The following is a 23,120-nucleotide window of genomic DNA, read 5'->3' as shown; positions in this document are numbered from 1 at the left end:
GTTAACCCTGCTGCACGGGATGTGCCCGCAGCAGGTTCAGGTGGTGGTTCATGCGGTCCCGCTTGGTCTGCAGGTACCGTTCGTTTTCGGCCCGGACCGGCACCTCGGAGGGCACCATCGCCTCCACGGTGACGCCATGGACTTCGAGCCGTTTCCGCTTAGCCGGGTTATTGCTCAGGAGCCGGATGCGGTCCAGGCCCATCGCCAGCAGGATTTCCGCCGCTGCCTGGTAATCGCGGGCGTCCACCGGCAGGCCCAGCTGCTCGTTTGCTTCCACGGTGTCCGCACCGGCTTCCTGCAGTGCATACGCCCGCAGTTTGTTGGCCAGGCCGATTCCCCGGCCCTCGTGGCCGCGCAAGTACAGCACGGTGCCGCCGTGCAGGCTGACCAGTCCCAGGGCCTGTTCAAGCTGTTCCCCGCAATCGCAGCGGTAGGAGGCAAGGACGTCCCCGGTCAGGCACTCCGAGTGCAGCCGCACCAGGGGGCTGCCGGCGTCGGGCGCCGTCCCCCGGGCGGAGACTGCCAGGTGTTCCGCTCCGGTCCGGGGATCCGTCCAGACCTGGGCGGTAAAGTCTCCGAACGCGGTGGGCAGCTGGACGACGGGTCCGGGCACCACAACTGCGCTGTCCTTCATCGCTCTCCTCCTGCTGACACGGGCACGGCGGCCAGATACGCCGCCAGGTCCTCGATGGAAACCAGCGGCAGGCCGTGCTCATCCGCGAATTCCCGCAGTGCCGGCAGGCGCATCATTGATCCGTCGTCGTGGACCAGTTCGGCAATCACTCCCACGGGCGTGCAGCCGGCGAGCCGGGCCAGTTCGACGGCGGCTTCCGTGTGTCCGCGGCGGGCACGGATCCCGCCGTCGTGGGACCGCAGCGGAAAGATGTGTCCGGGACGGTTCAGTCCGGACGCTGCGGACGCCGGATCCGCCAGGACCCGCGAGGTCAGCGCGCGGTCCGCGGCGCTGATCCCGGTGCTGGTACCTTCCGCGGCGTCGCAGGAAACCGTATACGCGGTGCCCTTCACGTCCTGGTTCACCGCTGTCATGGGCGGCAGGTCCAGCCGGTCCGCCCAGTCCCCCGGCATCGGAACACAGATGACGCCGGAGGTGTACCGCACGGTGAAGCCCATCAGCTCGGCGGTGGCGTGCTGGGCCGCAAAGATAATGTCGCCCTCGTTTTCGCGGTCCTCATCATCCACCACAACGACGGCGCCGCCCGCCGCCACGGCGCGCGCTGCGGCGTCGATGCTGTCCAGCCGGATACTCATGGCTGCACCATCCCTTCAGCGGCCGGGGCGGAAGCGGGCGGCGAGGCAAAAGCCAGCAGGCGCTCTGCGTACTTCGCGAGCACATCAACCTCCAGGTTCACCGGGGATCCGGGTTCCAGCGCCCCGAGACCGGTCTCGGCCAAGGTGGTGGGAATGAGTCCGACTTCGAACCAGGGAGCCGGGTCCTGCGGCGCGCTCACGGCGGTGACAGTAAGCGAGACGCCGTCGACGGCGATCGAGCCCTTCTCGGCGATGTAGCGGGCCAGCTGCGGCGGCACGCCGAACCGGAGCCGGTCCCAGCTGCCCAGGTCCTCGCGTTCCAGCAGCGTTCCCACCCCGTCCACATGCCCCTGCACCACGTGTCCGTCCAGTCTTCCGCCGGCTGGAACACAGCGTTCAAGGTTCACTTTCCGCCCCGGGACAAGCTGCCCGGTGGTGGTGCGGTCCAGGGTTTCGCCCATGACGTCCAGCAGGATCCGTGCGCCGTCCAGCGCGGTGGCCGTGAGGCAGACACCGTTGACGGCGATTGAACCGCCCGGTTCCAGCCCGGCGGACGTCCCCGGGGCCTCAATGACCAGTACCTTACCGGCGCCGGTGGTATCGGTTTGCAGGGAAACTACGCTGCCCTGTTCAGCAACAATTCCGGTAAACACGTTCTAGTCCTTTGGTTCGTTCACGAAGTCTGGCAGTGGTTCAAGATGCAGCCGGAGGTCCGGTCCCACGGGAACGGCAGCCCCGCCGCCGGCGGAATCCCAGCGCCAGCGCTGGATGTGCGCCATGGATGCGATGCCCAGACCGGCAAATGCCGTTGTGCCCGCGCCCAGCAGCGCAGGGGCGGTGTAGGCCAGCAGCTCATCGGCGAGTCCGGCACGCAGGAACGCTCCGGCCACGGTTCCGCCGCCCTCCACCATCAGGTGGCGCACGCCGCGCCCATACAGTTCAGCCAGGACGACGGCGGGATCATGCGTTGGGATCTGCACGAACCGCCCGTCCGTCCCCCGGACCCGCGCCCCGCTGGAAACCGGAATGCGGCCCATGACCACGCGCAGCGGCTGTTTCTCCGTCTGGCTGCCGTCCGGGTTGCGGGCGGTGAGCTGCGGGTCATCTGCGCGGATGGTCCCGGTTCCCGCCACAATGGCGTCCACCCGCAGGCGAAGTCCCTGGGCGTCGGAGCGCGCCTCGGCTGACGTTATCCACTGGCTGGTCCCGTCCGCAGCGGCCGTCCTGCCGTCCAGCGTCTGCGCGGTTTTGACGGTCACGAACGGACGGTGCGCTGCAGCGGCTGCCGCCCACCGGTGGTTCAGCTCCCGGGACTCGTCCCCACGCAGCCCGCCTTCAACGTCCACCCCGCCGGCCGCAAGCGTGGCTGCTCCCCCGGCGGCGGCGTCGTTAGTATCCGCCGCGGCGTAGGCCACCCGGGCAATCCCGGAGCGGAGGATGGCCTGTGAACACGGCCCGGTGCGGCCGGTGTGGTTGCACGGTTCAAGGGTGGCAACCATGGTGGCGCCGCGCACGTCCGCCCCTGCCGCTGCCGCAGACGCCAGCGCGGCGGCCTCGGCGTGCGGTGTTCCGGCGCCCCGGTGGTATCCGGTGGCCAGGACCTCCCCGGATGGGGCTAGGATGACCGCACCCACCAGCGGGTTCGCCCCGCGCACACCCCTGCGGGCGAGCTGGAGGGCCTGCGTCATGGCCGCCGTTTCCGCCTCGGAGAAGGCCATGGCTACCGCACCGTGGGATCCGGCATTGAAACCTGCACCTGGGGCTTCTCGTTCGCCTTGGCGCGCCACCAGACAAAGAAGCCGATTAGGGTGAAAATGCCGTAGAAGAGATACATGAACGCCGTCGCGTAGTAGCCGGCGCTGAAGAGCAATGGCACGCCGACGATGTCCACGGCCACCCAGATGAGCCAGAACTCCACCCAGCCCTTGGCCATCCCGTAGGTGGCCAACAGGGAACCGACGAAGGTCCAGGCATCTGCCCAGACCGGTTCGTAGGATCCGAGCATGCCGAACACCGGGGTGAGCGCGGCCGTGCCCAGGACCAGTCCGGCCACCAGGCCGATGCGCGCCTTGCCCGAGGCCCACTGCGGTGTGACAGCGTCAGCGCCGGAGCTCCGGCTGGCCTGCCAGCGGCGCCAGCCGTAAATGGCGACGGCAATGAACATCACCTGGCGGCCGGCCTGACCGAGCAGGTTGGCCGTGCTCGCGTCACCGAAAATGGACCCCAGGAAGACGGTCAGCAGCAGAACGTTGCCGGCAATGCCCACCGGCCAGGCCCAGATTTTCCGGCGCATGCCGCCGAGGGCGCTGAGGAGCCCGAAGATGTTTCCAAGAAGTTCGCGCACCAGCAGGGAAGAGCTCCCCACGGGGATCTGCGCGTCAAAGAGCCACCGCAAAAAATCCAATGTCGTTCCTTATCCCGTAGCGGCGGCTCCGGGGGTACGACAGTGCGGTGCATCGACTCCACCGGGTACCCGAAAGGGCACCGCGGCGCGTCGGCGCAACAAACTGTACGTGCTTCTCCCATCCAGACTTTAACTGTCGGTACCGGAATTTCACCGGTTCAACCGTCCGTCCTGCTGAGGGATCCCAGCTGGACGTGCGGGTCGCGGACTATAACCGCCGGTTCGGAATTACACCGACCCCGGAGCACGTTTGTTAATTCATTCTTGCACAGGTGGTTTGGTCGGGTTCAAGTTTTACGCCCCGGGCGTCATGCCCGGACCTCCGGTGTCACACCGCCCGGCATCAGGCAACCCGCAGGTCGATCTCCCCCGGCGCTTCGCCGCCGGCGCCAAACACAAGCTGCCGGTTGGCCACCTTGTCCGTGAAGAAACGGTCGTGGCTGACCACTACCACTGCTCCCGGAAAATGCAGCAGCGCCTGCTCCATCACCTGGGTGCTGGAAAGGTCCAGGTGGTTGGTCGGTTCATCCAACAGCAGCACCGAGGCGCCGGAGAGCAGGCACTGCGCCATTGCCACCCGGGCCTTCTGACCGCCGGAGAGGTTTCCGATCTTCTGCTTGAGGTCCGCTTCGGAGAACTGGAACATCGCCAGGAACCGGTTCACTGACTTCTTCGTCGCTTTCAACGCCAGGCTGTCCGGCATTGCGTTGACAGCGTGCGTAACCGTGTCGGCGTCGTCCAGTTCCGCCAGGACCTGGTTGTAGGAGACCATCCGGGCTCCGTGCGCCCAGGTGACCTTGCCGGCGTCGGGCGTTTCTTCCCCGGTGAGCACGCGCAGGAGGGTGGTCTTGCCGCTGCCGTTTGCGCCGAGGACCACCAGCCGGTCGCCGCGCTGGATCTCGAAGGAGACGCCGCTGAACAGGGTCCGGTCCCCGTAGGACTTGGACACGTCCTGCACACGGCACAGGTTGTCCTTCACATGCAGTCCTGAATAGATCTCGGTGATGATCTGGTCCACCGGCCGCGGTGCACGTGACTTCTTGATCTTCGCGAGTTTCGCGCCGAGGGTCCGGCCGCCGGCCTTCGCTGCTTCCCGCCGGTCTGCAATGCCCTCTGCTTCGAAGGCGAGCAGCTCCGACTCGTGTACGAACTGGGAGGCCAGCGTCTTGAGCCGGAACTGCTTCTGGATGACGTATTCGGCGAAGTTCCCCGGGTATTCGTGCAGGTGGTAGTTCTCCACCTCGATGATCCGGGTCACCACGGCATCCAGGAACGCGCGGTCATGGGACACCACGACGGCGGCGCCGCGGAAGTCGCGGAACCAGCCTTCCAGCCACTGGACGCCGTCAACGTCGAGGTAGTTGGTGGGTTCGTCCAGCAGCAGCACGTCCGGTGCCTGCAGCAGGATCCTGGCCAGGGCGGCACGGTTCCGCCAGCCGCCGGAGAGCGCGTCGATGGGGCAGGTGCGGTGCGCTTCGCTGAAACCCAGGGTGGTAAGGGCAGCGTCGATGCGGCGGGGATAGTCCCACCCGTCCCGGTGGTCCATTACCTCGAACAGCTCGGCCTGGCGCCGGATGAGCTTGTCCATGGTTTTCTCATCCGGGTCGGCGCCCAGCGCGGCATCGATCGAGGCAAGTTCCGCTTCGATCGCCTGAATCTCCGTGAACAGGCCGTTCAGGACTTCGGTGACCGTGGATTCCCCGGCGAGCTCCGAGAACTGCGAGAAGTAGCCAATTTTCAAGCCGTCGTCCAAGTTGACCGTGCCCGAGTCGGGTTCGATCTGCTGCAGGATCAGCTTGAGCAGGGTGGACTTGCCGGAACCGTTTCTGCCGATCAGGCCTACCCTGTCCTTGGGCTCCAGCCGGAAGAAGACCTCCCGCAGGATCTGGTTCTTCTCGAAACCAACGTTGACGTCCTGCAGCCTGATCAGGCTCATTCGTGGGGTCCTCTCGGGATGGAAGCAAGCCACTCATCTTATCGGTCCGGCGGTTACCCCTGTTCCCGCATGCCCGCGCCGACGCATACTGAAGGCGTTTGGCAGGCCGCCCACAGGTGCAGGAGGTGCCCCGCAATGGCGCAGGCAACAACGCTGGTTTCCGGACTGGGCATGGGAGAGTCCGCCCGCTGGCACGCCGGGGAGTTCTACTTCGCCGACTGGACCGCCGGCACCATATCAGCGCTCGACGCCGCCGGGAATGTCCGCCGCGTGGCCGGGGTGCCGTCCTTTCCCATCACTTTCGACTGGCTGCCGGACGGCCGGATGACGGTGGTTTCAGGGTCCGACGGCGCGGTGCTGGTGGAGGTTCCGCACGCCGGCCTGGTTCCCATGGCCAGCCTGCGAGGCCTCTCCCCGCACCCCTGGAATGAGATAGCCGTGCACCCTTCCGGGAATGTCTACGTCAATGGAATCGGCCAGGACTACGCGGGGGAACCGCAGGAGAACGGTCTGATCGCCTTGATCCGTCCCGACGGAACCATCCAGTCCGTGGCAGGCAACCTGGCGTTCCCCAACGGCATGCTGGTCTCTGCCGACGGTAGGTCGCTGGTGGTGGCCGAATCCAACGCCGGAAGGCTTACGTCCTTCGGGATCCGGCCGGACGGAACGCTCGGCCCACCCCAGCCGTGGGCCGCGGTGGCGGGCAGCGCTCCGGACGGCATCAGCTGGGACGGCAGCGGCGGCATCTGGTTTGCCGAGGTTCCCGGTGAGCGCTGCGTACGGGTCCAGGAGGGCGGCGAGGTCCTGCAGACCGTCCAGCTGGAGGACGGATGCTTCTCCTGCGCCTCAGGCGGTGATGACGGCGGACTGCTGTTCATGATGACTGCCCAGTGGCCGCAGGCAATGGACCCCGGCTGGGAGAAGACGGGGCGGGTCATGGTGCAGCGGGTGAGGCCGCAGGCAGTTTCCTAGACCGGACGGTTTACGGCGCTTGCCTGATTCCGGAGCTTGGCGATCGCTTCGTTGGGGTCCCCCGTGCCGTACACCGCAGATCCGGCAACGAACACATTGGCACCCGCTTCGGCGGCGCGCTCGATCGTATCCGGAGCGATTCCGCCGTCCACCTGGATAGCGATCGGCAGCCCCGAACCGCGGACGGCTTCGGCTGCCCGGCGGATCTTGGGGAGGGTCACGTCCAGGAACTTCTGGCCGCCGAAGCCGGGTTCAACAGTCATGATCAGCAGCATGTCCAGTTCCGGCAGCATGTCCAGGTACGGTTCCACCGGGGTGGCCGGCTTCAGGGCCATGCCGGCCCTGGCTCCGCGGTCGCGCAGCTCCCGGGCCAGCCGGATCGGTGCGGCGGCTGCCTCAACGTGGAATGTGACCGACGCCAGGCCCGCCTCGGCGTAGGCAGGTGCCCAGCGGTCGGCGTCGGCGATCATCAGGTGCGCGTCCAGCGGCAGCTTGCTGACCGCCTGGATGCGCTGGACCACGGGCAGCCCAATGGTCAGGTTGGGGACAAAGTGGTTGTCCATGACGTCCACGTGGACGGCGTCGGCGCCGCTGATGCGCTCCAGCTCAGCTTCCAGGTTCACGAAGTCGGCGGACAGGATGCTCGGGTTGATGCAGCACTTGCTCACGGTGTTCTCCTTGCTCAAATCTTCCGGCGGATCAGGGCCAGGAACATCGCATCGGTCTGGTGAATGTGCGGCCACAGCTGGGCGGTGGACTCGTGGCCGGCTTCCAGTGCTCCGGGCAGGCTCACGGCGTCCAGTGCAGCGCCCGCGTCCAGCAGCTCGAGGTCATTGCGCTTGCGGAGTACGTCCGCCACCACGGCCTTGGTTTCCGCCGGGTGCGGCGAGCACGTCACGTACGCCACCACTCCCCCGGGCTTCACGGCGTCAACGGCGGTGGTCAGCAGTTCCCGCTGGAGTGAGCCGAGTTCGCCGACGTCGCCGGGCTGGCGGCGCCAGCGCGATTCCGGGCGGCGGCGCAGCGCACCAAGGCCGGTGCAGGGAGCGTCAACGAGGATGCGGTCGAAGGTTTCCGGATAGTCCTCTGCCACGGTGCGGCCGTCGCCGGTGCGCACGTTCCAGGTTTCCCCCGGAACGGCTTCGAGCGCCTGGCGGACCAGCTGCGCACGGTGCGGCGCCGGCTCGTTGGCCAGGATCACCGCACCCTTTTCGTGGGCCAGGGCTGCCAGGAGGGTGGCCTTCCCGCCGGGGCCGGCGCACATGTCCAGCCACTTCTCCACGCCGTCCTCATCCGGCTCAACACCGTCCAGGTCAAGCTCGGCCAGCGCACGGGCCACCAGCTGTGAGCCCGCGTCCTGCACGCGGGTAGTGCCGGCGCGCACGGATTCGAGGCGTCCGACGTCGCCGGCGGCGTAGAGCGCGGAGTCCTTCACCAGTTCGCCGTCCACCGCACCGGCTTCGCGGGCTTCATCCAGGCTGCCGAGTCCGGGCAGGGCCACGAGGTTCACTACGGGTGCATCATTGTCGGCCTGAAGCAGGTCGGTAATTTCATCGACGCTGCGGCCGTGCGCGACGAGGGACTGGCGCAGGGCACGGACAATCCATTCAGGGTGGCTGTACTCAATGGCCGAACGCTTCACGGGATCCGGTTCCTCCGCGGTCAGCAGGGCGGTCCACTCGTCCAGGTTCCGTGCTGCGACCTTGCGAAGGACGGCGTTGATCAGGGCCGATGGACCGGCTCCGATCACGGCCCGCGCCAGGCCAACGGTCTGGTCCAGTGCGGCGTGGGCCGGAACACGCATGGCAAGCAGCTGGTGGGCTCCGATCCGCAGCGCGTCCAGCACGGCTGGATCCAGCCGGTCAAGCGGGCGATCCACGCAGCGGGCCAGGATGGCGTCGTAGATGCCCTGGCCGCGCAGGGCGCCGTAGGCAAGTTCGGTGGCGAATCCGGCGTCGCGCTTGTCCAGGCGGTGCCTGCGGATGCTCTTGGGCAGCACGAGGTTGGCATAGGCGTCCTCGCCGGAGACGGCGCGGAGCACCTCGAACGCAACCAGGCGGGCCGGATCCGCGGCGCGGGTCCGCTGCGACGGCGCGGCGGTGGTGCGGCCTCGCACGGACGGGCGGCTGCGCTGGTGTCCCTTGGCGTTGCGGTCGTTGCTGCTCACTCGAAAACCACGTCCTCACGCTGGCCCAGTCCGCGGGCCCAATCGGCCCCGGACATCATTTTCTTTCCTGCGGGCTGGACCCGCTGAAGTTCAAGTGCGCTGCTTCCGGTACCTACCAGGGCAACGGCAGCGCTGCCGGAACCCAGCCGCACCTGGCCGGGAGCCAGGTCCGTGACGTCCGGGCGCGGAATGGCGGCACCGATCTTGAACCGGGCTCCGTCCCAGGTGGTCCAGGCGCCGGGTTCGGGCGTGACTCCGTTGATCCTGCGGCGCAGGGCCAATGCAGGCTGCTCCCAGTCCAGGTGCCCGTCTTCGAGCGTCAGTTTGGGGGCCAGGCTGATTTCACCGCTCTGCGGAACGGGTACGGCGCGCCCGGCCTGGATCGCTGCCAGGGTCTGTGCGAGCAGCACGGCCCCGCTGTGCGAGAGGCGTTCGAGCAGTTCCCCGCTGGTCAAGGCCGGGTCGACGCTCTCGGTGAGCTGCCCGAAGACCGGTCCGGTGTCCAGTCCCTTTTCAAGCAGGAAGGTGCTGGCACCGGTGATCTCGTCTCCGGCAATGACGGAGTGCTGTACCGGGGCGGCTCCGCGCCAAGCCGGCAGCAGCGAGAAGTGCAGGTTGATCCAACCGTGGGCCGGTATGGACAGTGCCCGCTCGGGGATGAGGGCCCCGTAGGCAACGATCGCAGCGGCGTCGGGCGCCAGCGCGGAGATCGCGGCAACGGCGTCGTCATCAATCCGGTCTGCCTTGATCACCGGGAGACCGAGTTCGTCCGCCCGGGCCGCGACCGGCGACGGGGTGAGGACGCGCTTGCGTCCCAGCGGTGCATCGGGCCGGGTCAGGACACCAACGACGTCGAATCCCGCATCCAGCAGGGCGTTCAGGGAAGGAACGGCGACGGCCGGGGTTCCGGCGAAAAGTACCCGCATGCCTGCCGCTACGCTCCCGTGCTTTGGCCGAAGGTGCCGAAGCTGGAGCCGACGCTCTGGGCGCGCTGGGTGACGGTGCGTTCGGCAATCGAATCGTAGTCCGCCATCCGGATGGCGCGCAGGGCTGCCTTGCGGTCCTCGCCTGTCAGCCGGTCGATGAACAGCACGCCGTCAAGGTGGTCCGTTTCGTGCTGGAATGCCCGGGCAAGCATGCCTTCGCCTTCCAGCGTGACGGGATTGCCGTCCTTGTCCTGGCCGGTGACGCGGGTCCAGCGGCGGCGCGGAACGGGGTAGCCCAGGCCCGGGATGGACAGGCAGCCCTCCACCTGGTCTTCCTGGAAATCTTCGCTGAGTTCCAGAACGGGGTTCACCACGTGTCCGGAGACGCCGTCGATCCGGTAGGTAAACACGCGCAGGCTGACGCCAACCTGGGGGGCGGCGAGGCCGGCGCCGTCGACGTCGTCCATGGTTTCCTCCATGTCCGCGACCAGCTTGGCCAGTTCCGGACCGAAGTCCGTCACTTCCTCCGCACGGGTCCTCAGGACGGGGTCGCCGATGATCCGAATCGTCAGGATTGCCATCTGGAATATGTTCCTTACTCTCGCGAAGTGCTGCGTGGTGGTGCTCGGGCGCAAAGCCCGGCTACCAGTCTAGTTGGACGCGGGCTGACCGGCAGGTACGGCGTGTGAACCGGCGGCCTGCACCGGCGGCGGAGCGATCGGGAGCAGCGCCCGTCCTGCGGCAGCGGCGTCGTAACTTGTCTGCCAGAGCCGGCGCAGGGCACAGAACTTGTACCAGTGCTGCGGCAGAACTTCAGGGTTCGCCCGCATGGGACGCACCTCTGTCTGTCCCACGGCGACTCCCAGCAGGACCGGGCTCTGCCCGTACGCCCACGGCTCCCAGGTTCCTGCGGCGGCGTCCACGAGGGATTCCTCCGCTTTCATTCCGGCCACCAGCTGCATGACCACCTTGTCATCCAGTGGCTTGACCTGCCCGTCGCGGTCCGTGTTCTTGGTCTTGTAGTCGATCAGGCAGAGGCGCCCGCCGATCTTCGCCACCAGGTCCAGGGTTCCCGCGTAGCCCAGTTCGTGGTTCCAGATGGTGATCTCCGCGGCCACCGGTTCCACCTGGTAGAGCTGCCACCATTCATCGAAACGATCCGCGAACTGGTGTTCCCCATGCTCGGCCAGCGCCGAGCGCGCCTCCGTAACCTGGTGCGGCTGGTCGAGTGCTCGCAGCGCAACCTGCTCACAGTAGTAATGCACGCGCGTTCCGCGTTCCGCCGCTGCGTCGCGGTAGCGTTCGGAGGCGCGCGACGCTTCCTGGACGATGGTGCGCAACTGCGACGAGTTGCCGATCGCCAGCGGCAGGCCCGGATGCTTGACGGCAGCATTGGCGGCCATGTAGCTGTGCCAGCCATCCAGTGAGGTACTGCCCTGGGCGATGACAGTCGTAATGGACGGAACCGCCGGAGCTTCGGTGAGGGAGCGCGAATACATGCGCCCGAACTCTGTTGCATGGGCCAGTGCTGGTGCAGTCATATAAACAGTCTGCCACCCGCTTCCGACGTTTAAACAAAACAGGCACCGGAGCCTGTCCGGTGCCTGTTTCCTGTTCTGGTGGGCGATACTGGGTTCGAACCAGTGACCTCTTCGGTGTGAACGAAGCGCGCTACCACTGCGCCAATCGCCCTCGCGGCAGTTGCCTTTGAACTGCTGCAACGTCTAAAGATGCTAGCCCACAATCGCCCCTCGTCAAAACCGGATACAGGCAACGCGCCGGAGCACGCCCGATTGGACGAACGCCGAAACGTCCTATAGAGTTTTTCTTCGTTGGAAAGCGGCCGAACGCCGTAAAAACCCCCAACATGCGGACGTAGCTCAGCTGGCTAGAGCACCACCTTGCCAAGGTGGATGTCGCGGGTTCGAATCCCGTCGTCCGCTCGCAAGTCACTGTATTGCCGGCCCTCAAAAGCTGGTCACGGTGGGGTGGCCGAGAGGCGAGGCAGCGGCCTGCAAAGCCGTATACGCGGGTTCGAATCCCGTCCCCACCTCCACGGTTACATGCAACACCCATTCATGGGCGCGATTGGCGCAGCGGTAGCGCGCTTCCCTGACACGGAAGAGGTCACTGGTTCGATCCCAGTATCGCGCACGAGGTTCAGCACCTTGTGTTTTACACGAACGCTGGACATTCATTTGCGGACGTAGCTCAGCTGGCTAGAGCACCACCTTGCCAAGGTGGATGTCGCGGGTTCGAATCCCGTCGTCCGCTCTCCTGTACTGTAAAGGCACCGGTTACGGCGCCAGGACGGTATCAGGCGCGATTGGCGCAGCGGTAGCGCGCTTCCCTGACACGGAAGAGGTCACTGGTTCGATCCCAGTATCGCGCACGGAAGGTCAGCACTGGAGAAATCCAGCGCCGGCCTTTTGTCTGCGGACGTAGCTCAGCTGGCTAGAGCACCACCTTGCCAAGGTGGATGTCGCGGGTTCGAATCCCGTCGTCCGCTCAGAGAGAGAAGGAGCAGGCCATTGCGGCCTGCTCCTTCTCTGTTTAACGTGATGAACGGTTCCGGCGTTTTAGGCGACGCGTCTCGGATCCCGGCCCCCCGGAGCCACTCCCGCTCTCTCCACTGACCCGTCTTCCACTGCCCCAGCCTTCCACTGCCCCAGCGAAGTCCTTGGCGTTGACCCTCAGGGGGCTTACTATTGGACGGAACGGGAAACATCTGGTTTCCCCTGTGGAAGGAGGTGATCCGTGTCTGCATTTGACGCGCTCAAGGGCAAGGCCGGACTGCTGAAGGATAAGGCTGCCGAGTTTGTTGGCGACAACGCTGACAAGGTCAAGGGCGGCATCGATAAGGCAGGAGACTTCGTCGACCAGAAAACGGGCGGCAAGTACTCGGACAAGATCGACGGCATCCAGGGCAAGGCCTCCGAAGCGGTAGACAACCTCGACCGCAAGCAGGGTCCCGATACTGGAAACCCGCCCGGACAGACTCCTCCGGCCGCCTAAAGGCCCGAGCACGGCAAAAAGGCCCTGGTTCCGCTTCCTGCGGAGCCAGGGCCTTTCGTCGTTTCTGCCATGGGTGCCGTGCGGGGCCGGCCGGGTTTCTCCTAGGATGCCTCGCCCGTCTGGCCTTCACGGGCCAGGGCGGTCAGGCGGGACACGGCGCGGAAGTACTTCTTCATGTATCCTCCGGCCATCATTTCCTTGGTGAACAGCTGGTCGAAGGGCACGCCGCTGGCAAGGATCGGAACGTCCTTGTCATAGAGGCGGTCCGCCAGCACCACGAAGCGCAGCGCGACGGACTGCTCGGAGATGGTGTGGACGTTGTGCCAGGCAACGGCGTCGATGCCGTCAATCAGCTGGCGGTAGCGGCTGGGGTGCACGTTCGCCAGGTGCGTCACCAGGTCCGCGAAGTCATCCTCAGCCACCGTCTTGCCGTCGAACTCGGCTGCGATCCGCTCCGCCATTCCGGCCTCGTCCAGCGGTGGCGGGGACTCCGGCAGGCCGCGGTGGCGGTAATCCTCGCCGTCGATGCGGACGACGTCGAACTGGTCCGCCAGCACCTGGATTTCGCGCTGGAAGTCCACGGCCGCGAAGCGGCCCTCGCCCAGCGAACCGGGCAGGGTGTTGGACGTCGCCGCGAGCTTGACGCCGGCGTCGGACAATTCCCTCATGAGCCGGGACATCAGCACCGTGTCTCCGGGATCATCGAGTTCGAACTCGTCAATGCAGACCAGCTTGTACGCCGAGAGCGCCTCAACGGTCTTGCGGAAGGAAAGCGCACCCACGAGGTTGGTGTACTCAACGAACGTGCCGAAGGCCTTCGGGCCCTCCACCGCGTGGAAGAGCGAGGCGAGGAGGTGGGTCTTGCCCACGCCGAAGCCGCCGTCCAGGTAGAAACCCGCCTTCGTCTCCGGCTTCTTCGCACCAAAGAGTTTGCGGAAGCCGCTGGGAGCCGGTGCGTCGACGCTGGCGGCGAAGGCGCGCATCGCTGCGACGGCCTCGGCCTGCGAGGGCTGGGACGGGTCGGGAATGTAGCTGTCGAAGGAGACTTCACCGAACCTGGGCGAGGGGAAGAATCCCTGCAGGAGTTCGTCCGTGGAAACCTGGGGAGTCCGCTTTGTCAGCTGCTCCACTTGTCCTGCTGCGCCCAAACCATCCATCCGATTCTGCTAGGGGTACCGGCATTTGCTGCCGTAGCAACGATACGCCACTGCGGCAGGTGAACTGTCCCCAAGGAAGTTTTAGGACGCGCGCATCGTTAGGCTTGGTAGTAAACCCGTCGTCGTACCCAAAGGGGACCATTCATGCCGCTGCCCGCAGATCCGAATCCGAAGTTCGCCGACTACGCCCACCCCGAAAGGCTCGTGTCCACCGGCTGGCTGGCCGCGAACCTGGATGACCCGGATCTGGTGGTGCTGGAGTCCAACGAGGACATCCTGCTCTACGACACCGGCCACATTCCCGGCGCCCGAAAGATCGACTGGCACACGGACCTGAACGACGCCGAGACCCGGGACTTCGTTGACGGCGCCGCATTCGCGAAGCTCATGGGCGAAAAGGGCGTGACCCGCGACTCCACCGTCGTTATCTACGGCGACAAGAGCAACTGGTGGGCCGCCTACGCCCTCTGGGTCTTCACACTCTTCGGCCACGAAGATGTGCGGCTGCTCGACGGCGGCCGGGACAAGTGGATCGCCGAAGGCCGTGAGCTGACCACGGACAAGCCGCAGGTCACCGCAACCGACTATCCCGTCGTCGAACGCAACGATTCCCCGGTTCGCGCCTACCTCACCGATGTGCTCTCTCACCTGGGCAACGGGCCGCTGATCGACGTCCGCTCCCCCGCCGAATACACCGGCGAACGCACCCACATGCCGGATTACATGGACGAAGGCGCCATGAAGGGCGGCCACATTCCCACTGCCGTGTCCGTGCCATGGGGCAAGGCTGCTGCCGAGGACGGCACCTTCCGCAGCCGGACTGAACTGGATGCCCTGTACGGCGGTGAAGCCGGGCTCCAGGCGGGTGACGACGTCGTTGCCTACTGCCGCATCGGAGAACGTTCCAGCCATACTTGGTTTGTGCTGAAGCACCTGCTCGGCTTCGAATCGGTCCGCAATTACGACGGGTCCTGGACCGAATGGGGCAACGCGGTGCGCGTGCCGATTGTCCGCGGCACAGAGCCCGGGGCTGCTCCGGCTGCGCCCTAGAGACCTGCCAGTCATCCACAACCGAAAGTACTTGGTTCTATGAGCACCGCTATTCCCTCCTCCGCCCAGCCGGCCGTTCCGGCGGAGCTGCAGGAGATCATCGACGATTTCCAGGCCATGACCGAGCCTGAACGGCTTGAGCTCCTGCTTGAGTTCTCCCGTTCACTGCCGGAACTGCCTTCGCGCCTGGCAGACCATCCGGAAATGCTCGAACAGGTTGTTGAGTGCCAGTCGCCGCTGTTCCTGACCGTCGAAGCGGGCGAGTCACCGGAGCATCCGGTGGAGCTCTTCTTTTCCGCGCCGCCTGAAGCGCCGACCACCCGCGGGTTCGCCGGCGTGCTGCACGAAGGCCTGAACGGACTCTCAGCCGCGGAGATCCTCGCCGTGCCGGCAGATGTGCCTGACCGGCTGGGCCTGACCCGGGCCATCACCCCGCTGCGCATGCGCGGCATGTCCGCCATGCTGGGCCGGATCAAGCGCAAGGTGGCCGAGCAACTCGCCGCCGGTTCCGCCGGTTCCGCGGGTTCGGCGGGTTCGGAGGCCACAGGCACAACCGTCGCAGACGCAGCGGGGTAGAAGGCGTGGCCGGCGGCAGCAGGAAGAACGGACACGGCGCGACGCCGGCCACCCATGCACTGGATGCTGCCGGCGTCGCGTACCGCACCATGGGCTACCGCCATGACGCGTCGGCGGCCTCCTACGGTCTGGAAGCTGCCGAGAAGCTCGGTGTTCCTCCCGAAGCGGTCTTCAAGACGCTCATGGTGTCCCTGGGGAACCGCCTCGCGGTGGCGATGGTCCCGGTCGAGGCCATGCTTGACCTGAAGAAGGTCGCCTCCCTGCTGGGCGTCCGCAAGGTCTCCCTGGCCGACCGCGCCGAGGCCGAACGGCGGACGGGCTACGTGGTGGGCGGCATATCTCCGCTCGGTCAGCGGCACCACTCCCCCGCCGTCATTGACGCCAGCGCCGAAGGCCTGGAGCTGATCTACGTTTCCGGCGGCAGGCGCGGTTTCGAGATCGAGCTCTCACCCTTCGACCTGATCCGCCTGACCGAAGCGCAGACCGGACCCATCGCGACGTACAAGAACCAGCACTCGGGCTGAACTAGCTGCGCACCTTCTGGATGAATTGCGCGGTGCGTTCGGCCAGCTTGCGGATCCGTTCAGCCTTGACGAGTTCCGGGTCCGGGTGGATGGGCGTGGGGAGCACGTCCGCCCGGACGTTTCGTGAACAGCTAAAGGCGCTGTGGATGAGCGTTCCCACTGAGTTGCCGTTCTTTCCGGATGCGCCGGCCTTGGGCGCTACGAACAGGTAGACGTCATCGTTGTCTTCCAGGTCCTCGCAAAGAGCGCACATGGCCTTCCTGCCCGCGGACACGAGCTCCGGCGCGCGGAGAAGGATGGTTACCGGTTTTCCGTCGAGCTCGGTGACGAGGTACGACCGCTGCGGCATCTTGTGGTCCCGCCACCCGTACTGGTCGATGTTCTCCCAATCGACTTCGTCGAAATCGGCCGGGAAATTCACTGCCGCGGTCTGGGACCGGCTGGCGTTGATGAATGATTTGCGGATGGCAGCTTGAGTCAGGGCTTTCATGGTTTTGGCTTTCGTTTCTGGTGCTCGGAGAGGGTAGCTCTCTGGGCGCTGGTGCAGGCGGCTCTCCAGGCTTCGCCGTGCCCAGGACCCAGCCTGTCGGGGCGGGATCGGTGGGCGGAGTGCGGGCGTGCTTCGTCTACCGGCAATGGGACGGAGGAAGCCGGACAGGGGCCGTACCTGCAATGGGTGGTGTGCGTGCTAGGAGCGTGGCGCACAGTAGGGCCTGAGGCCCACCAGCGCTTCCGCTGCGCAAACGCAGCCGGGTACCGAAACGATCATGCGAGAAAGCGTAACAGGTACTGCCCGAGCCGACTCAGCTGGCCCCGCCAATTGCGGATGCCACGCCCGGAAGCGGCGGCGCCATGGAGGAGTAAGTGTGCCCGGTGGGCGTCGTTGTTCGGACGGTATGCCGGGGCGAGACGTCATTCCTGCGGGAGCTGACTGGAGTGGACGATGAATTCCATCCTGGTGCTTCCTTGGCCTGGTTGCAGGATTCGCAGAGTCCCTGTCCGTTGGCGTAGCTGGTGCGTCCGCCTTCCGCATGGGGTTCTATGTGGTCGATGTGCCGGATCGGTGCGTCGCACCAGGGTGTACGGCAGGTTTGGTCCCGGGTGCGGATCATGCGTGCCAGGCCGGCCGGGAAGGCCCGGGCCTTGGATTCCATCGCTGTCAGTTCCCCGGATACCCGGTCCAGGTAGAGGCGCCGCAGGGTCACCGGGGTTCGCTGTTCGTCATGTGGAGGCGAAGCTGGGGCACCTGCACCGGCACCGGCACCGGGTGGAGGTCCCTGCCAGCCGGCCGCCGCCGGGGGAGATTGCTGGTAGTTCCCAAGTCCGAGGGCGGAGCGGATCAGGTCCCGGGCCCATGCTCCGGGGACGATCCCGTACCCGGGGAAGTAAGCGGGCGCATCCCTGCCCGACCCTCCCAATGGCCCAGCCGTGCCGCCAGCATCCCAAGGCCCCAGCGTTCCAAGTGATCCTGTTCCGGACCGGCCCGGCCCTCCGGGTGCTACCGGCACTCCAACGCCGCTCAGCCGTCCAGGCGCTACCGGCGCTCCAACGCGGCCCAGCCGTCCAGGCGCTACCGGCACTCCCGTCCTTCCGGGCGAAGCATCCACGCCGGGCACGGTTTCCCCGTGCCGGTCGGTGAACAGGGTCCGGTCGGGAAACGGAGTCCGGCCGGTGAACAGGGTTCGGTCGGTGATGACCAGCTGCACTTCTACTGGAACCCGGTCTGCTGCTGCCTGCCCGGTCACGCGTTCAACGAGGGTATCGGCCATGATCTGGCCCCGGCCCCGCGCATCCCCTGAGGCACGCAGCGAATCTGCTGCCCGGGACAGTGCGGCGTAGACGGCCACTCCCTGCGCGACTGGCAGCAGCCCGGTGACAAAACACATGGTGTCCGGTGCCGGGCGGCAGGAAACATACCGGTCGGAGACGGCCTTCGCGTTGCGCCGGACCTGGGAGGCGGGATCGATGGCCTGGGTGATGGAACGGATCCGGGCGATCAGTTTCCGGTCGCCCACTCCGTCAAGGGAGTCCGGGTCCTTGCAGATCAGTTCGTCTACCCGGTGCCGGTCTTCCAGGTCCAGGCAGGCGGTTTCCCGGACGAGCAGGGTTGCCCGCCATTCACTGAGCACCCCGGATGCCAGTGCGGCGAGGGTGTGGGGCATTTCGTGGACCAGTGCTTTGCCGAGTCCCAGGTGCCGGCTGCCGCGGTGCGGGGAATCCCTGCGGGCCAGGGCGATCTGCGCTCCGACACCACGCCCCAGGTGGGCTGCCGGGACACCGGCACGGGACTGGACCCGGCGCTGGGACGCGTCGAGCACGGCCGCAGCACAGGCCTGCACCGCCGCGGCCGATGACTTCAGTTCCTCCAGCACCCGCAACAAATCCACCAGCTGTGAATCGGCCGTCTCCAACAGGTCGGCACCTGCGAGCGCGGCAGAGAAGCTTCGAACTCTCGCTGCGAGCTGCCGTCCAGGTTCGACTGGACTGCAGCCATTGCCAGCACTGACAGGAAGTGGATTCCCAGTGACACATGGAACCTTGGTGTACATACCCCCTGAATTCCGTAGCGGTGGCGCCGGGGGCGGCTGGAATGATTCGAACATGTGTTCGAGTATAGGGCCCCTCCCCTCGCACCAAAAGAGCGAACCTGCGGGTTCCAGTACTCGCCTTGAGCACCCGCGAGCGCGTGTAAGCTCGGCTTCCTTCGCAGGATCAAACCCGGCAGAGTACCTGGAGACTCTGGGGACAACTCATGGGCGAACCAGCCCAGCATGACGGACTGTGGAGGGGACAACGGTGTGCACGAACGGCAGTGTTTTCATGGGGAACGTGTCCACACGCGTCCCGCAGTGGAGGCCCTCCTGAACTGCCCGGGCTCAGAACCCGTTCCCGGAACCTCGTCCAACCCGCCAGCTACCCGCAAACGCCGCGACAGCCACCAGTCCGAGCATCGGGAGGACAACCCACGATTCGGCAAGGAAGAAAGCCGCCAGGTACGCAGCGAAGGCCATTACACCGGTCGCTGCGGTCCGTGTCTCGCGGGTACGCAAAGCGAGTGCCAGAAGCGCCGCGCCATAGACCCCGCTATACGTCGTGCTCCACAGCAGAAGCGCCAGGAACGGTGCCGTGAAACCAAGCAAAGCCAGGGCGCCGCGCTGCCGCCGCACGTTCAAGCGGTTCTCCTTCTTGGCGACGAGGACGTAGGCCGCGAATATCACCACGGCGGGAACTATCAGAGGCAGCAGACTCCAGAACGGATACAGCACCCCCGGAAAGAGGAAAGACAGGTCGGCGGGCTCCCATGGCGCCCTGAAGACGGCATTGCCACTCAGGACGTAGAGGAGGGACAACACCGTCCCGACGCCGACGGCGGACATCAGCGCAGCGCCGCTGTAGGCATCCGCAGCCACAGCGGAGCCAGCCGCTGATCCGATCTGATCGCCCGAACGCGCCCCCGGCTCACTCACCGAACTCTGGATCTGTCTCTCGTGCCCCGGCATGGAGGGAAATCTAGCACGGAGGCCGACGACGCCCGACGGCGGCACCAGCGGACACGGCCGGCGGCGCCCGCCTGGTCAACGTCCCGGTCAACGTCCCGGTCCACGTCCCGGTCCGGCGGCCCACCCGACGAAACACCCCCGGGCACCACCCCCGGGAAACACCCCCGGGAACCGCGCCCAGGAAAGGGCCTATCCCTGCCACGCAGCAAGGAACCCGCCCCGCCCCCTGACCAAGGACCAGTCTCAAAGCCCCGCTATCAGGAACACGAGGGTCAGCAGCGCGGGGCCGGCCTGGATCAATGCCGGACGGAGCATCCGGGAGTCCTTCAGAAGCAGCACCACGCCGGCAAGCATCATGGAGGCAGCGGCGTAGCCGACGAGGGTAGCCCCTACGGCGACGTTCCCCACCCCCAGCAGGATGACGCCGAGGATCGCTCCCACGGCAAGGAAAAGATTGTAGAAGCCCTGGTTGTAGGCGAGCCCCTGGGTATGGGCCGCCTGTTCGCCGTTGGGAATCCGGAACAGCTCCATGGTCGCGGGGGCCGTCCACCGGATCGACTCAAGCACAAAGATGTACACGTGGATGGCAGCGGCAATGAGTGCGAAGACGGACGCGACGACGAGCATGGGTTCCTCCTACCGGCACCCGGTACCGGAGAACAGTGGACAGCAGGGACAGCCGCCCGGCGCCGTTTCCGGCTTCCCCTATGCTCGCATCCGGCACAGCCGGCCACAATGAGCCGCCGGCAACACGGACGCTCAGCAGAAGAACAGGCTGGCTGAATCCTAGCGGTGCTCAGCCGGACGGCGGGTCCGGCCGATAGCTGTCTCCAACCATCCGGCCACGGTGTCCTCCCAGCGGGCAGGGTCAACGTTGTATTCGCGGGTATGCCCGCCCTGCGGGAAACGGACGAAAGTCACCAGGTCCGGATTCTTCTCCGCCAGGTCCGCAGAGGGACCCACGGGAACAAACTCGTCCCGCTCGCTGTGCACGATCAGCACGGGGGTCCGGATTTCCTCGGCCCGGGACACCCAGTCCATGCTCCGCAAATCCAGCGGTGCCGCGAGCCCGGTCAGTGTCCGTCCGGCAGCGTTGGAGATCAGCCACTGCCCCAGCCTGCCAACCTGCGCGGGAATCCGGTTCAGGCGCGCGTGGTGGGCCAGAACCTCCACCCAGTTCACTACCGGACCATCAAGCACCAGGGCACGGATGTGCCGCTTGAGCGGTGAAAGGTCCGCGGTCTGCAGCGCGATTGCTCCCCCCATGGACCAGCCGAAGAGAACGACGTCGCGTGCACCGTTCTCGAGCGCGTAGCGGATGGCTGCTTCGACGTCGCGCCATTCCGTCAGGCCCAGGCCGTAGCGGCCGTCGGAGGCGTAGGGGGCTTCGCCGTCGTTGCGGTAGGAAATCAGCAGGCTGGTCATGCCCGCGCGCCGGGCTGCACCCAGCCCGCGGATCGTTTCGGTGCGCTGGGCACCGCGTCCGTGGACCATGATGGCCCAGGTACCCGAATCGTCCAGCGAGCGCACCAGCCAGGCCGGCGCCGTGCCGTTCTCGACGTCGATCTCTACGTCCTCCTGCGGGAATCCGGCCGCTGAAGGCGACGGGTGAATGGCACCGGACCACCATCCCCGGACGGCCGAGGCGATGTCCCCCGAATAGACCTGTTCGACGTCGCGCTGCACGGTCCCTTCCCGCGGCACGTAGGAACGGATCTCGCCAATCCGGGCATGTCCCTCACCGCGGTTCCAATACAGGCCGTAGGTTCCGGGAACGGTCGTGTCCTCGTTGGCGGGCAGGATCACCTGCAGTCCGTGCGGTGAGTCGATCACCGCGAGGATTTCGAGGTTCTCATCCCGCTCCCGGCGGGGAGTGACTATTTGCCGCGCGAAGTAGACGGCCAGTCCCGACGTCGCAGCGAGCACGGCGGTGGACGCAGCAACGCCCATGCCGGCACCGAAAGCGGTCCATTTGACCCACGGCGGGGTCATTGCGGAGGAGGATTCGGTCACTTCGGAAGGAGAGAGAACCATGACTTCATTGTTACCGACTTTCCGCCGGCAGGGTAAACCCGGCTGGGCGACGTTCCGGGTGGCGCTGACGCCCGGAAAAGCTAGGCTGGCAGGATGAACCCTACGATTCTGGTGCTAACGGAAGAAACGCTGAACGAAGCCGATGCCCGCAACCTGGGTTATCTGGCGGAGGACAACCCGGTCCGGTTCGAAATCCTGGTACCGGCCGATCCCGGACGGAACATGCTGGTGGACGTCCTCGACAACCTCAGCCTGCTGGATTTCGCCGCTGCTTACCGCAACATCGCCGGGCCGCACCTGAGCGAGAAACAGGAGGTCAAGGCCGCTGAGCAGGAGCTCGCGGAATCTCTGGACCTGCTGCGCGGCCTGGGTTTTGACGCCGACGGGCGGGTCACAGGACAGAATCCGGTTGAAGCCGTGGTCGAGGAAGCGCGGCGCTCGCAGGCCCAGCAGGTAGTTGTCATCACCACTCCACACGCGGTGGAAGACACCTTCGGCACGGACTGGGCCAATGAAGCACAGGACCGCCTGGGCGTGCCGGTCCTGCACCTGTATTCGGGATCTACCTTCATCGGGGACTCCTAGGCAGACGGGAGGAACCCGGAGCCGGGATTTATTGGCCGGCTCCGGACGTTGCAGCGAACATGAGCACTAAAGGAACGAACAGTGAGGCGGCAATGAACAGCAGCAATGACACCGGTACTCAGTTCCCGGTCCAGAAGTCCGACGACGAATGGCGGGCCGAGCTGACTCCTGCCGAGTACCAGGTCCTCCGCCAGGCGGGCACGGAACGCCCGTACACCGGCGAATACTGGGACACCAAGACCGAGGGCGTCTACGCCTGCCGGGCCTGCGGTGCCGAACTGTTTACCAGCAGCGAGAAGTTCGATTCGCACTGCGGCTGGCCCTCCTTCTTCGCGCCGCTGGCCGAAGGCAAGGTTCGCTACCTGCATGACCGCAGCATGGGCATGGACCGCATCGAAGTCCGGTGCGCGAACTGCGACTCCCACATGGGACACCTGTTCGAGGGCGAGGGTTTCGACACCCCCACCGACCAGCGGTACTGCATCAATTCGATTTCCATCAAGCTGGTCCCCAAGGCCGCAGACGGGAACTGACCCCCGAGGGGCACGGTTGCCCCCCGGCCATTGTGCCTCCCAATAGCCCGCCGTACGCTCGAATAACGCGCCGAACCCGTTTTCGGCCCAGCGTACGGCGGGTTTTTTGCTGCCCGCCCGTCTGGCCAGCCAGGAGCTGCAATGGGAACAGACCAGTACCACGAACCGCCGGCGGAGCTGTCCGCCGAGACCCGGACGTTTGCCAGGATGTGCGCCAGCCTGAGCGAGGAAGCCGAGGCGATCGGCTGGTACGTGCAGCGCATCTCCGTGGAGCCCGACGCCGAATCCCGGGCCATCATGCAGGACTCCCTCGGCGAGGAGTTCAAGCACTTCTCCATGGAACTTGAATTCCTGCTCCGCAGAACGCCCCAGTGGCGGGACATGGCACGGGGCATCCTCTTCACCGACGGCGACATCGTTGCCCACGGCGAAGCCTCGGAGGCAGCTGCAACCGACAGCGAGTAGGTCCGGA

The 23,120-nt window shown here is 66.2% G+C and carries 25 protein-coding genes, 7 tRNA genes and 1 riboswitch; of the genes, 14 read left to right on the top strand and 18 right to left on the bottom strand.

Annotated elements, in window-relative coordinates; genetic code table 11:
• Position 1 precedes the first annotated feature (1 nt).
• The 6 genes from ribA to GD628_RS07980 all read right to left on the bottom strand — a co-directional run bounded on the left by ribA (position 2) and on the right by GD628_RS07980 (position 5,609).
• Complete coding sequence (gene ribA / locus GD628_RS08005; RefSeq protein ID WP_091605305.1) at positions 2-634, bottom strand: GTP cyclohydrolase II; 633 nt, start codon at positions 632-634, stop codon at positions 2-4.
• Positions 631-1,269, bottom strand: a complete 639-nt coding sequence (gene ribB / locus GD628_RS08000; protein ID WP_091605308.1) for a 3,4-dihydroxy-2-butanone-4-phosphate synthase — start codon at positions 1,267-1,269, stop codon at positions 631-633. The genes ribA and ribB overlap by 4 nt, the downstream gene beginning before the upstream one ends.
• Positions 1,266-1,922 (bottom strand): riboflavin synthase, encoded by a 657-nt coding sequence (locus GD628_RS07995; RefSeq protein ID WP_091605310.1) that lies wholly within the window; start codon positions 1,920-1,922, stop codon positions 1,266-1,268. The genes ribB and GD628_RS07995 overlap by 4 nt, the downstream gene beginning before the upstream one ends.
• Positions 1,923-1,925: 3 nt before the next feature.
• Entirely contained in the window at positions 1,926-2,987 is a 1,062-nt protein-coding gene (gene ribD, locus GD628_RS07990; protein ID WP_152274366.1) for a bifunctional diaminohydroxyphosphoribosylaminopyrimidine deaminase/5-amino-6-(5-phosphoribosylamino)uracil reductase RibD, read from the bottom strand.
• Positions 2,988-2,989: 2 nt separating this feature from the next.
• Positions 2,990-3,673, bottom strand: coding sequence for a nicotinamide riboside transporter PnuC (gene pnuC / locus GD628_RS07985; protein WP_091605316.1), 684 nt, complete (start codon positions 3,671-3,673; stop codon positions 2,990-2,992).
• A 105-nt stretch (positions 3,674-3,778) separates the two neighbouring features.
• Positions 3,779-3,925: riboswitch (FMN riboswitch) on the bottom strand.
• A 91-nt stretch (positions 3,926-4,016) separates the two neighbouring features.
• Entirely contained in the window at positions 4,017-5,609 is a 1,593-nt protein-coding gene (locus GD628_RS07980; RefSeq protein ID WP_152274365.1) for an ABC-F family ATP-binding cassette domain-containing protein, read from the bottom strand.
• A 135-nt stretch (positions 5,610-5,744) separates the two neighbouring features.
• Here GD628_RS07980 and GD628_RS07975 point away from each other — a divergent pair, with 135 nt between their 5' ends.
• The gene (locus tag GD628_RS07975; RefSeq protein WP_193313224.1) at positions 5,745-6,581 is read left to right on the top strand and encodes an SMP-30/gluconolactonase/LRE family protein; all 837 of its coding nucleotides are present in this window, start codon (positions 5,745-5,747) and stop codon (positions 6,579-6,581) included.
• On the opposite strand, the gene rpe is transcribed toward GD628_RS07975, so the two are convergent.
• From rpe to GD628_RS07945, 6 genes are all read right to left on the bottom strand, one after another.
• Entirely contained in the window at positions 6,578-7,249 is a 672-nt protein-coding gene (gene rpe / locus GD628_RS07970) for a ribulose-phosphate 3-epimerase (RefSeq protein WP_091605964.1), read from the bottom strand. The genes GD628_RS07975 and rpe overlap by 4 nt on opposite strands.
• 14 nt (positions 7,250-7,263) lie before the next feature.
• Positions 7,264-8,748, bottom strand: a complete 1,485-nt coding sequence (locus GD628_RS07965; RefSeq protein ID WP_152274363.1) for an RsmB/NOP family class I SAM-dependent RNA methyltransferase — start codon at positions 8,746-8,748, stop codon at positions 7,264-7,266.
• Positions 8,745-9,674 (bottom strand): methionyl-tRNA formyltransferase, encoded by a 930-nt coding sequence (gene fmt / locus GD628_RS07960; protein WP_152274362.1) that lies wholly within the window; start codon positions 9,672-9,674, stop codon positions 8,745-8,747. The genes GD628_RS07965 and fmt overlap by 4 nt, the downstream gene beginning before the upstream one ends.
• An 8-nt stretch (positions 9,675-9,682) precedes the next feature.
• The gene (def, locus tag GD628_RS07955; protein ID WP_152274361.1) at positions 9,683-10,255 is read right to left on the bottom strand and encodes a peptide deformylase; all 573 of its coding nucleotides are present in this window, start codon (positions 10,253-10,255) and stop codon (positions 9,683-9,685) included.
• Positions 10,256-10,324: 69 nt separating this feature from the next.
• Positions 10,325-11,215: a PD-(D/E)XK nuclease family protein gene (locus GD628_RS07950; RefSeq protein WP_091605331.1), complete on the bottom strand. Its 891-nt coding sequence runs from the start codon at positions 11,213-11,215 to the stop codon at positions 10,325-10,327.
• A gap of 76 nt (positions 11,216-11,291) precedes the next feature.
• A tRNA-Val gene (locus GD628_RS07945) sits at positions 11,292-11,366 on the bottom strand.
• A gap of 177 nt (positions 11,367-11,543) precedes the next feature.
• Between GD628_RS07945 and GD628_RS07940 the strand changes: the two genes are divergently transcribed.
• The 7 genes from GD628_RS07940 (at position 11,544) to GD628_RS07910 (ending at position 12,689) form a co-directional block, all read left to right on the top strand.
• Positions 11,544-11,617, top strand: a tRNA-Gly gene (locus GD628_RS07940).
• A 39-nt stretch (positions 11,618-11,656) separates the two neighbouring features.
• Positions 11,657-11,730: transfer RNA gene (locus GD628_RS07935), tRNA-Cys, on the top strand.
• Positions 11,731-11,756: 26 nt separating this feature from the next.
• Positions 11,757-11,828, top strand: a tRNA-Val gene (locus tag GD628_RS07930).
• 46 nt (positions 11,829-11,874) lie between these two features.
• Positions 11,875-11,948: transfer RNA gene (locus GD628_RS07925), tRNA-Gly, on the top strand.
• A 46-nt stretch (positions 11,949-11,994) separates the two neighbouring features.
• A tRNA-Val gene (locus GD628_RS07920) sits at positions 11,995-12,066 on the top strand.
• Between the two features lie 43 nt (positions 12,067-12,109).
• A tRNA-Gly gene (locus tag GD628_RS07915) sits at positions 12,110-12,183 on the top strand.
• A gap of 248 nt (positions 12,184-12,431) precedes the next feature.
• Positions 12,432-12,689 carry an antitoxin gene (locus tag GD628_RS07910; protein WP_091605334.1) on the top strand — a complete coding sequence of 86 codons (258 nt, stop codon included), beginning with the start codon at positions 12,432-12,434 and terminating at the stop codon, positions 12,687-12,689.
• A 101-nt stretch (positions 12,690-12,790) separates the two neighbouring features.
• Here GD628_RS07910 and zapE read toward each other — a convergent pair whose 3' ends face one another.
• Positions 12,791-13,846: a cell division protein ZapE gene (gene zapE / locus GD628_RS07905; RefSeq protein ID WP_152274360.1), complete on the bottom strand. Its 1,056-nt coding sequence runs from the start codon at positions 13,844-13,846 to the stop codon at positions 12,791-12,793.
• 144 nt (positions 13,847-13,990) lie between these two features.
• Between zapE and GD628_RS07900 the strand changes: the two genes are divergently transcribed.
• The 3 genes from GD628_RS07900 to ybaK are packed head-to-tail and all read left to right on the top strand — an operon-like array spanning position 13,991 to position 15,996.
• Positions 13,991-14,896, top strand: a complete 906-nt coding sequence (locus tag GD628_RS07900) for a sulfurtransferase (RefSeq protein WP_152274359.1) — start codon at positions 13,991-13,993, stop codon at positions 14,894-14,896.
• A 39-nt stretch (positions 14,897-14,935) separates the two neighbouring features.
• Positions 14,936-15,472 (top strand): SufE family protein, encoded by a 537-nt coding sequence (locus GD628_RS07895; RefSeq protein WP_091605341.1) that lies wholly within the window; start codon positions 14,936-14,938, stop codon positions 15,470-15,472.
• A 5-nt stretch (positions 15,473-15,477) separates the two neighbouring features.
• A complete protein-coding gene (gene ybaK, locus GD628_RS07890; RefSeq protein ID WP_152274358.1) occupies positions 15,478-15,996 on the top strand; it encodes a Cys-tRNA(Pro) deacylase in 519 nt (172 codons plus the stop codon).
• A gap of 1 nt (position 15,997) precedes the next feature.
• Here the strand turns inward: ybaK and GD628_RS07885 are convergent, their stop codons facing one another.
• The 5 genes from GD628_RS07885 to GD628_RS07865 all read right to left on the bottom strand — a co-directional run bounded on the left by GD628_RS07885 (position 15,998) and on the right by GD628_RS07865 (position 21,530).
• The gene (locus GD628_RS07885) at positions 15,998-16,486 is read right to left on the bottom strand and encodes an FBP domain-containing protein (RefSeq protein ID WP_152274357.1); all 489 of its coding nucleotides are present in this window, start codon (positions 16,484-16,486) and stop codon (positions 15,998-16,000) included.
• A gap of 313 nt (positions 16,487-16,799) precedes the next feature.
• A complete protein-coding gene (locus tag GD628_RS16660) occupies positions 16,800-18,407 on the bottom strand; it encodes an HNH endonuclease (RefSeq protein WP_226802416.1) in 1,608 nt (535 codons plus the stop codon).
• Positions 18,408-18,872: 465 nt separating this feature from the next.
• Positions 18,873-19,496, bottom strand: coding sequence for a hypothetical protein (locus tag GD628_RS07875; RefSeq protein WP_152274356.1), 624 nt, complete (start codon positions 19,494-19,496; stop codon positions 18,873-18,875).
• Positions 19,497-19,739: 243 nt separating this feature from the next.
• Positions 19,740-20,123, bottom strand: a complete 384-nt coding sequence (locus tag GD628_RS07870; RefSeq protein WP_091605355.1) for a DUF1304 domain-containing protein — start codon at positions 20,121-20,123, stop codon at positions 19,740-19,742.
• A gap of 159 nt (positions 20,124-20,282) precedes the next feature.
• Positions 20,283-21,530, bottom strand: a complete 1,248-nt coding sequence (locus GD628_RS07865; protein WP_152274355.1) for an alpha/beta hydrolase — start codon at positions 21,528-21,530, stop codon at positions 20,283-20,285.
• A 93-nt stretch (positions 21,531-21,623) separates the two neighbouring features.
• Between GD628_RS07865 and GD628_RS07860 the strand changes: the two genes are divergently transcribed.
• The 3 genes from GD628_RS07860 to GD628_RS07850 all read left to right on the top strand — a co-directional run bounded on the left by GD628_RS07860 (position 21,624) and on the right by GD628_RS07850 (position 23,113).
• Positions 21,624-22,115 carry a hypothetical protein gene (locus GD628_RS07860; protein WP_152274354.1) on the top strand — a complete coding sequence of 164 codons (492 nt, stop codon included), beginning with the start codon at positions 21,624-21,626 and terminating at the stop codon, positions 22,113-22,115.
• A gap of 92 nt (positions 22,116-22,207) precedes the next feature.
• The gene (msrB, locus tag GD628_RS07855) at positions 22,208-22,648 is read left to right on the top strand and encodes a peptide-methionine (R)-S-oxide reductase MsrB (RefSeq protein WP_152274590.1); all 441 of its coding nucleotides are present in this window, start codon (positions 22,208-22,210) and stop codon (positions 22,646-22,648) included.
• A gap of 141 nt (positions 22,649-22,789) precedes the next feature.
• Positions 22,790-23,113: a ferritin family protein gene (locus tag GD628_RS07850; RefSeq protein ID WP_091605367.1), complete on the top strand. Its 324-nt coding sequence runs from the start codon at positions 22,790-22,792 to the stop codon at positions 23,111-23,113.
• Positions 23,114-23,120 lie beyond the last annotated feature (7 nt).

It is taken from the genome of Arthrobacter koreensis (genome assembly GCF_009193255.1).
In the GTDB taxonomy this organism is placed as follows: domain Bacteria; phylum Actinomycetota; class Actinomycetes; order Actinomycetales; family Micrococcaceae; genus Arthrobacter_B; species Arthrobacter_B koreensis.
The sequence above is the reverse complement of the archived record's forward strand: the minus strand, read 5'-3'. Positions and strand labels throughout refer to the sequence as shown.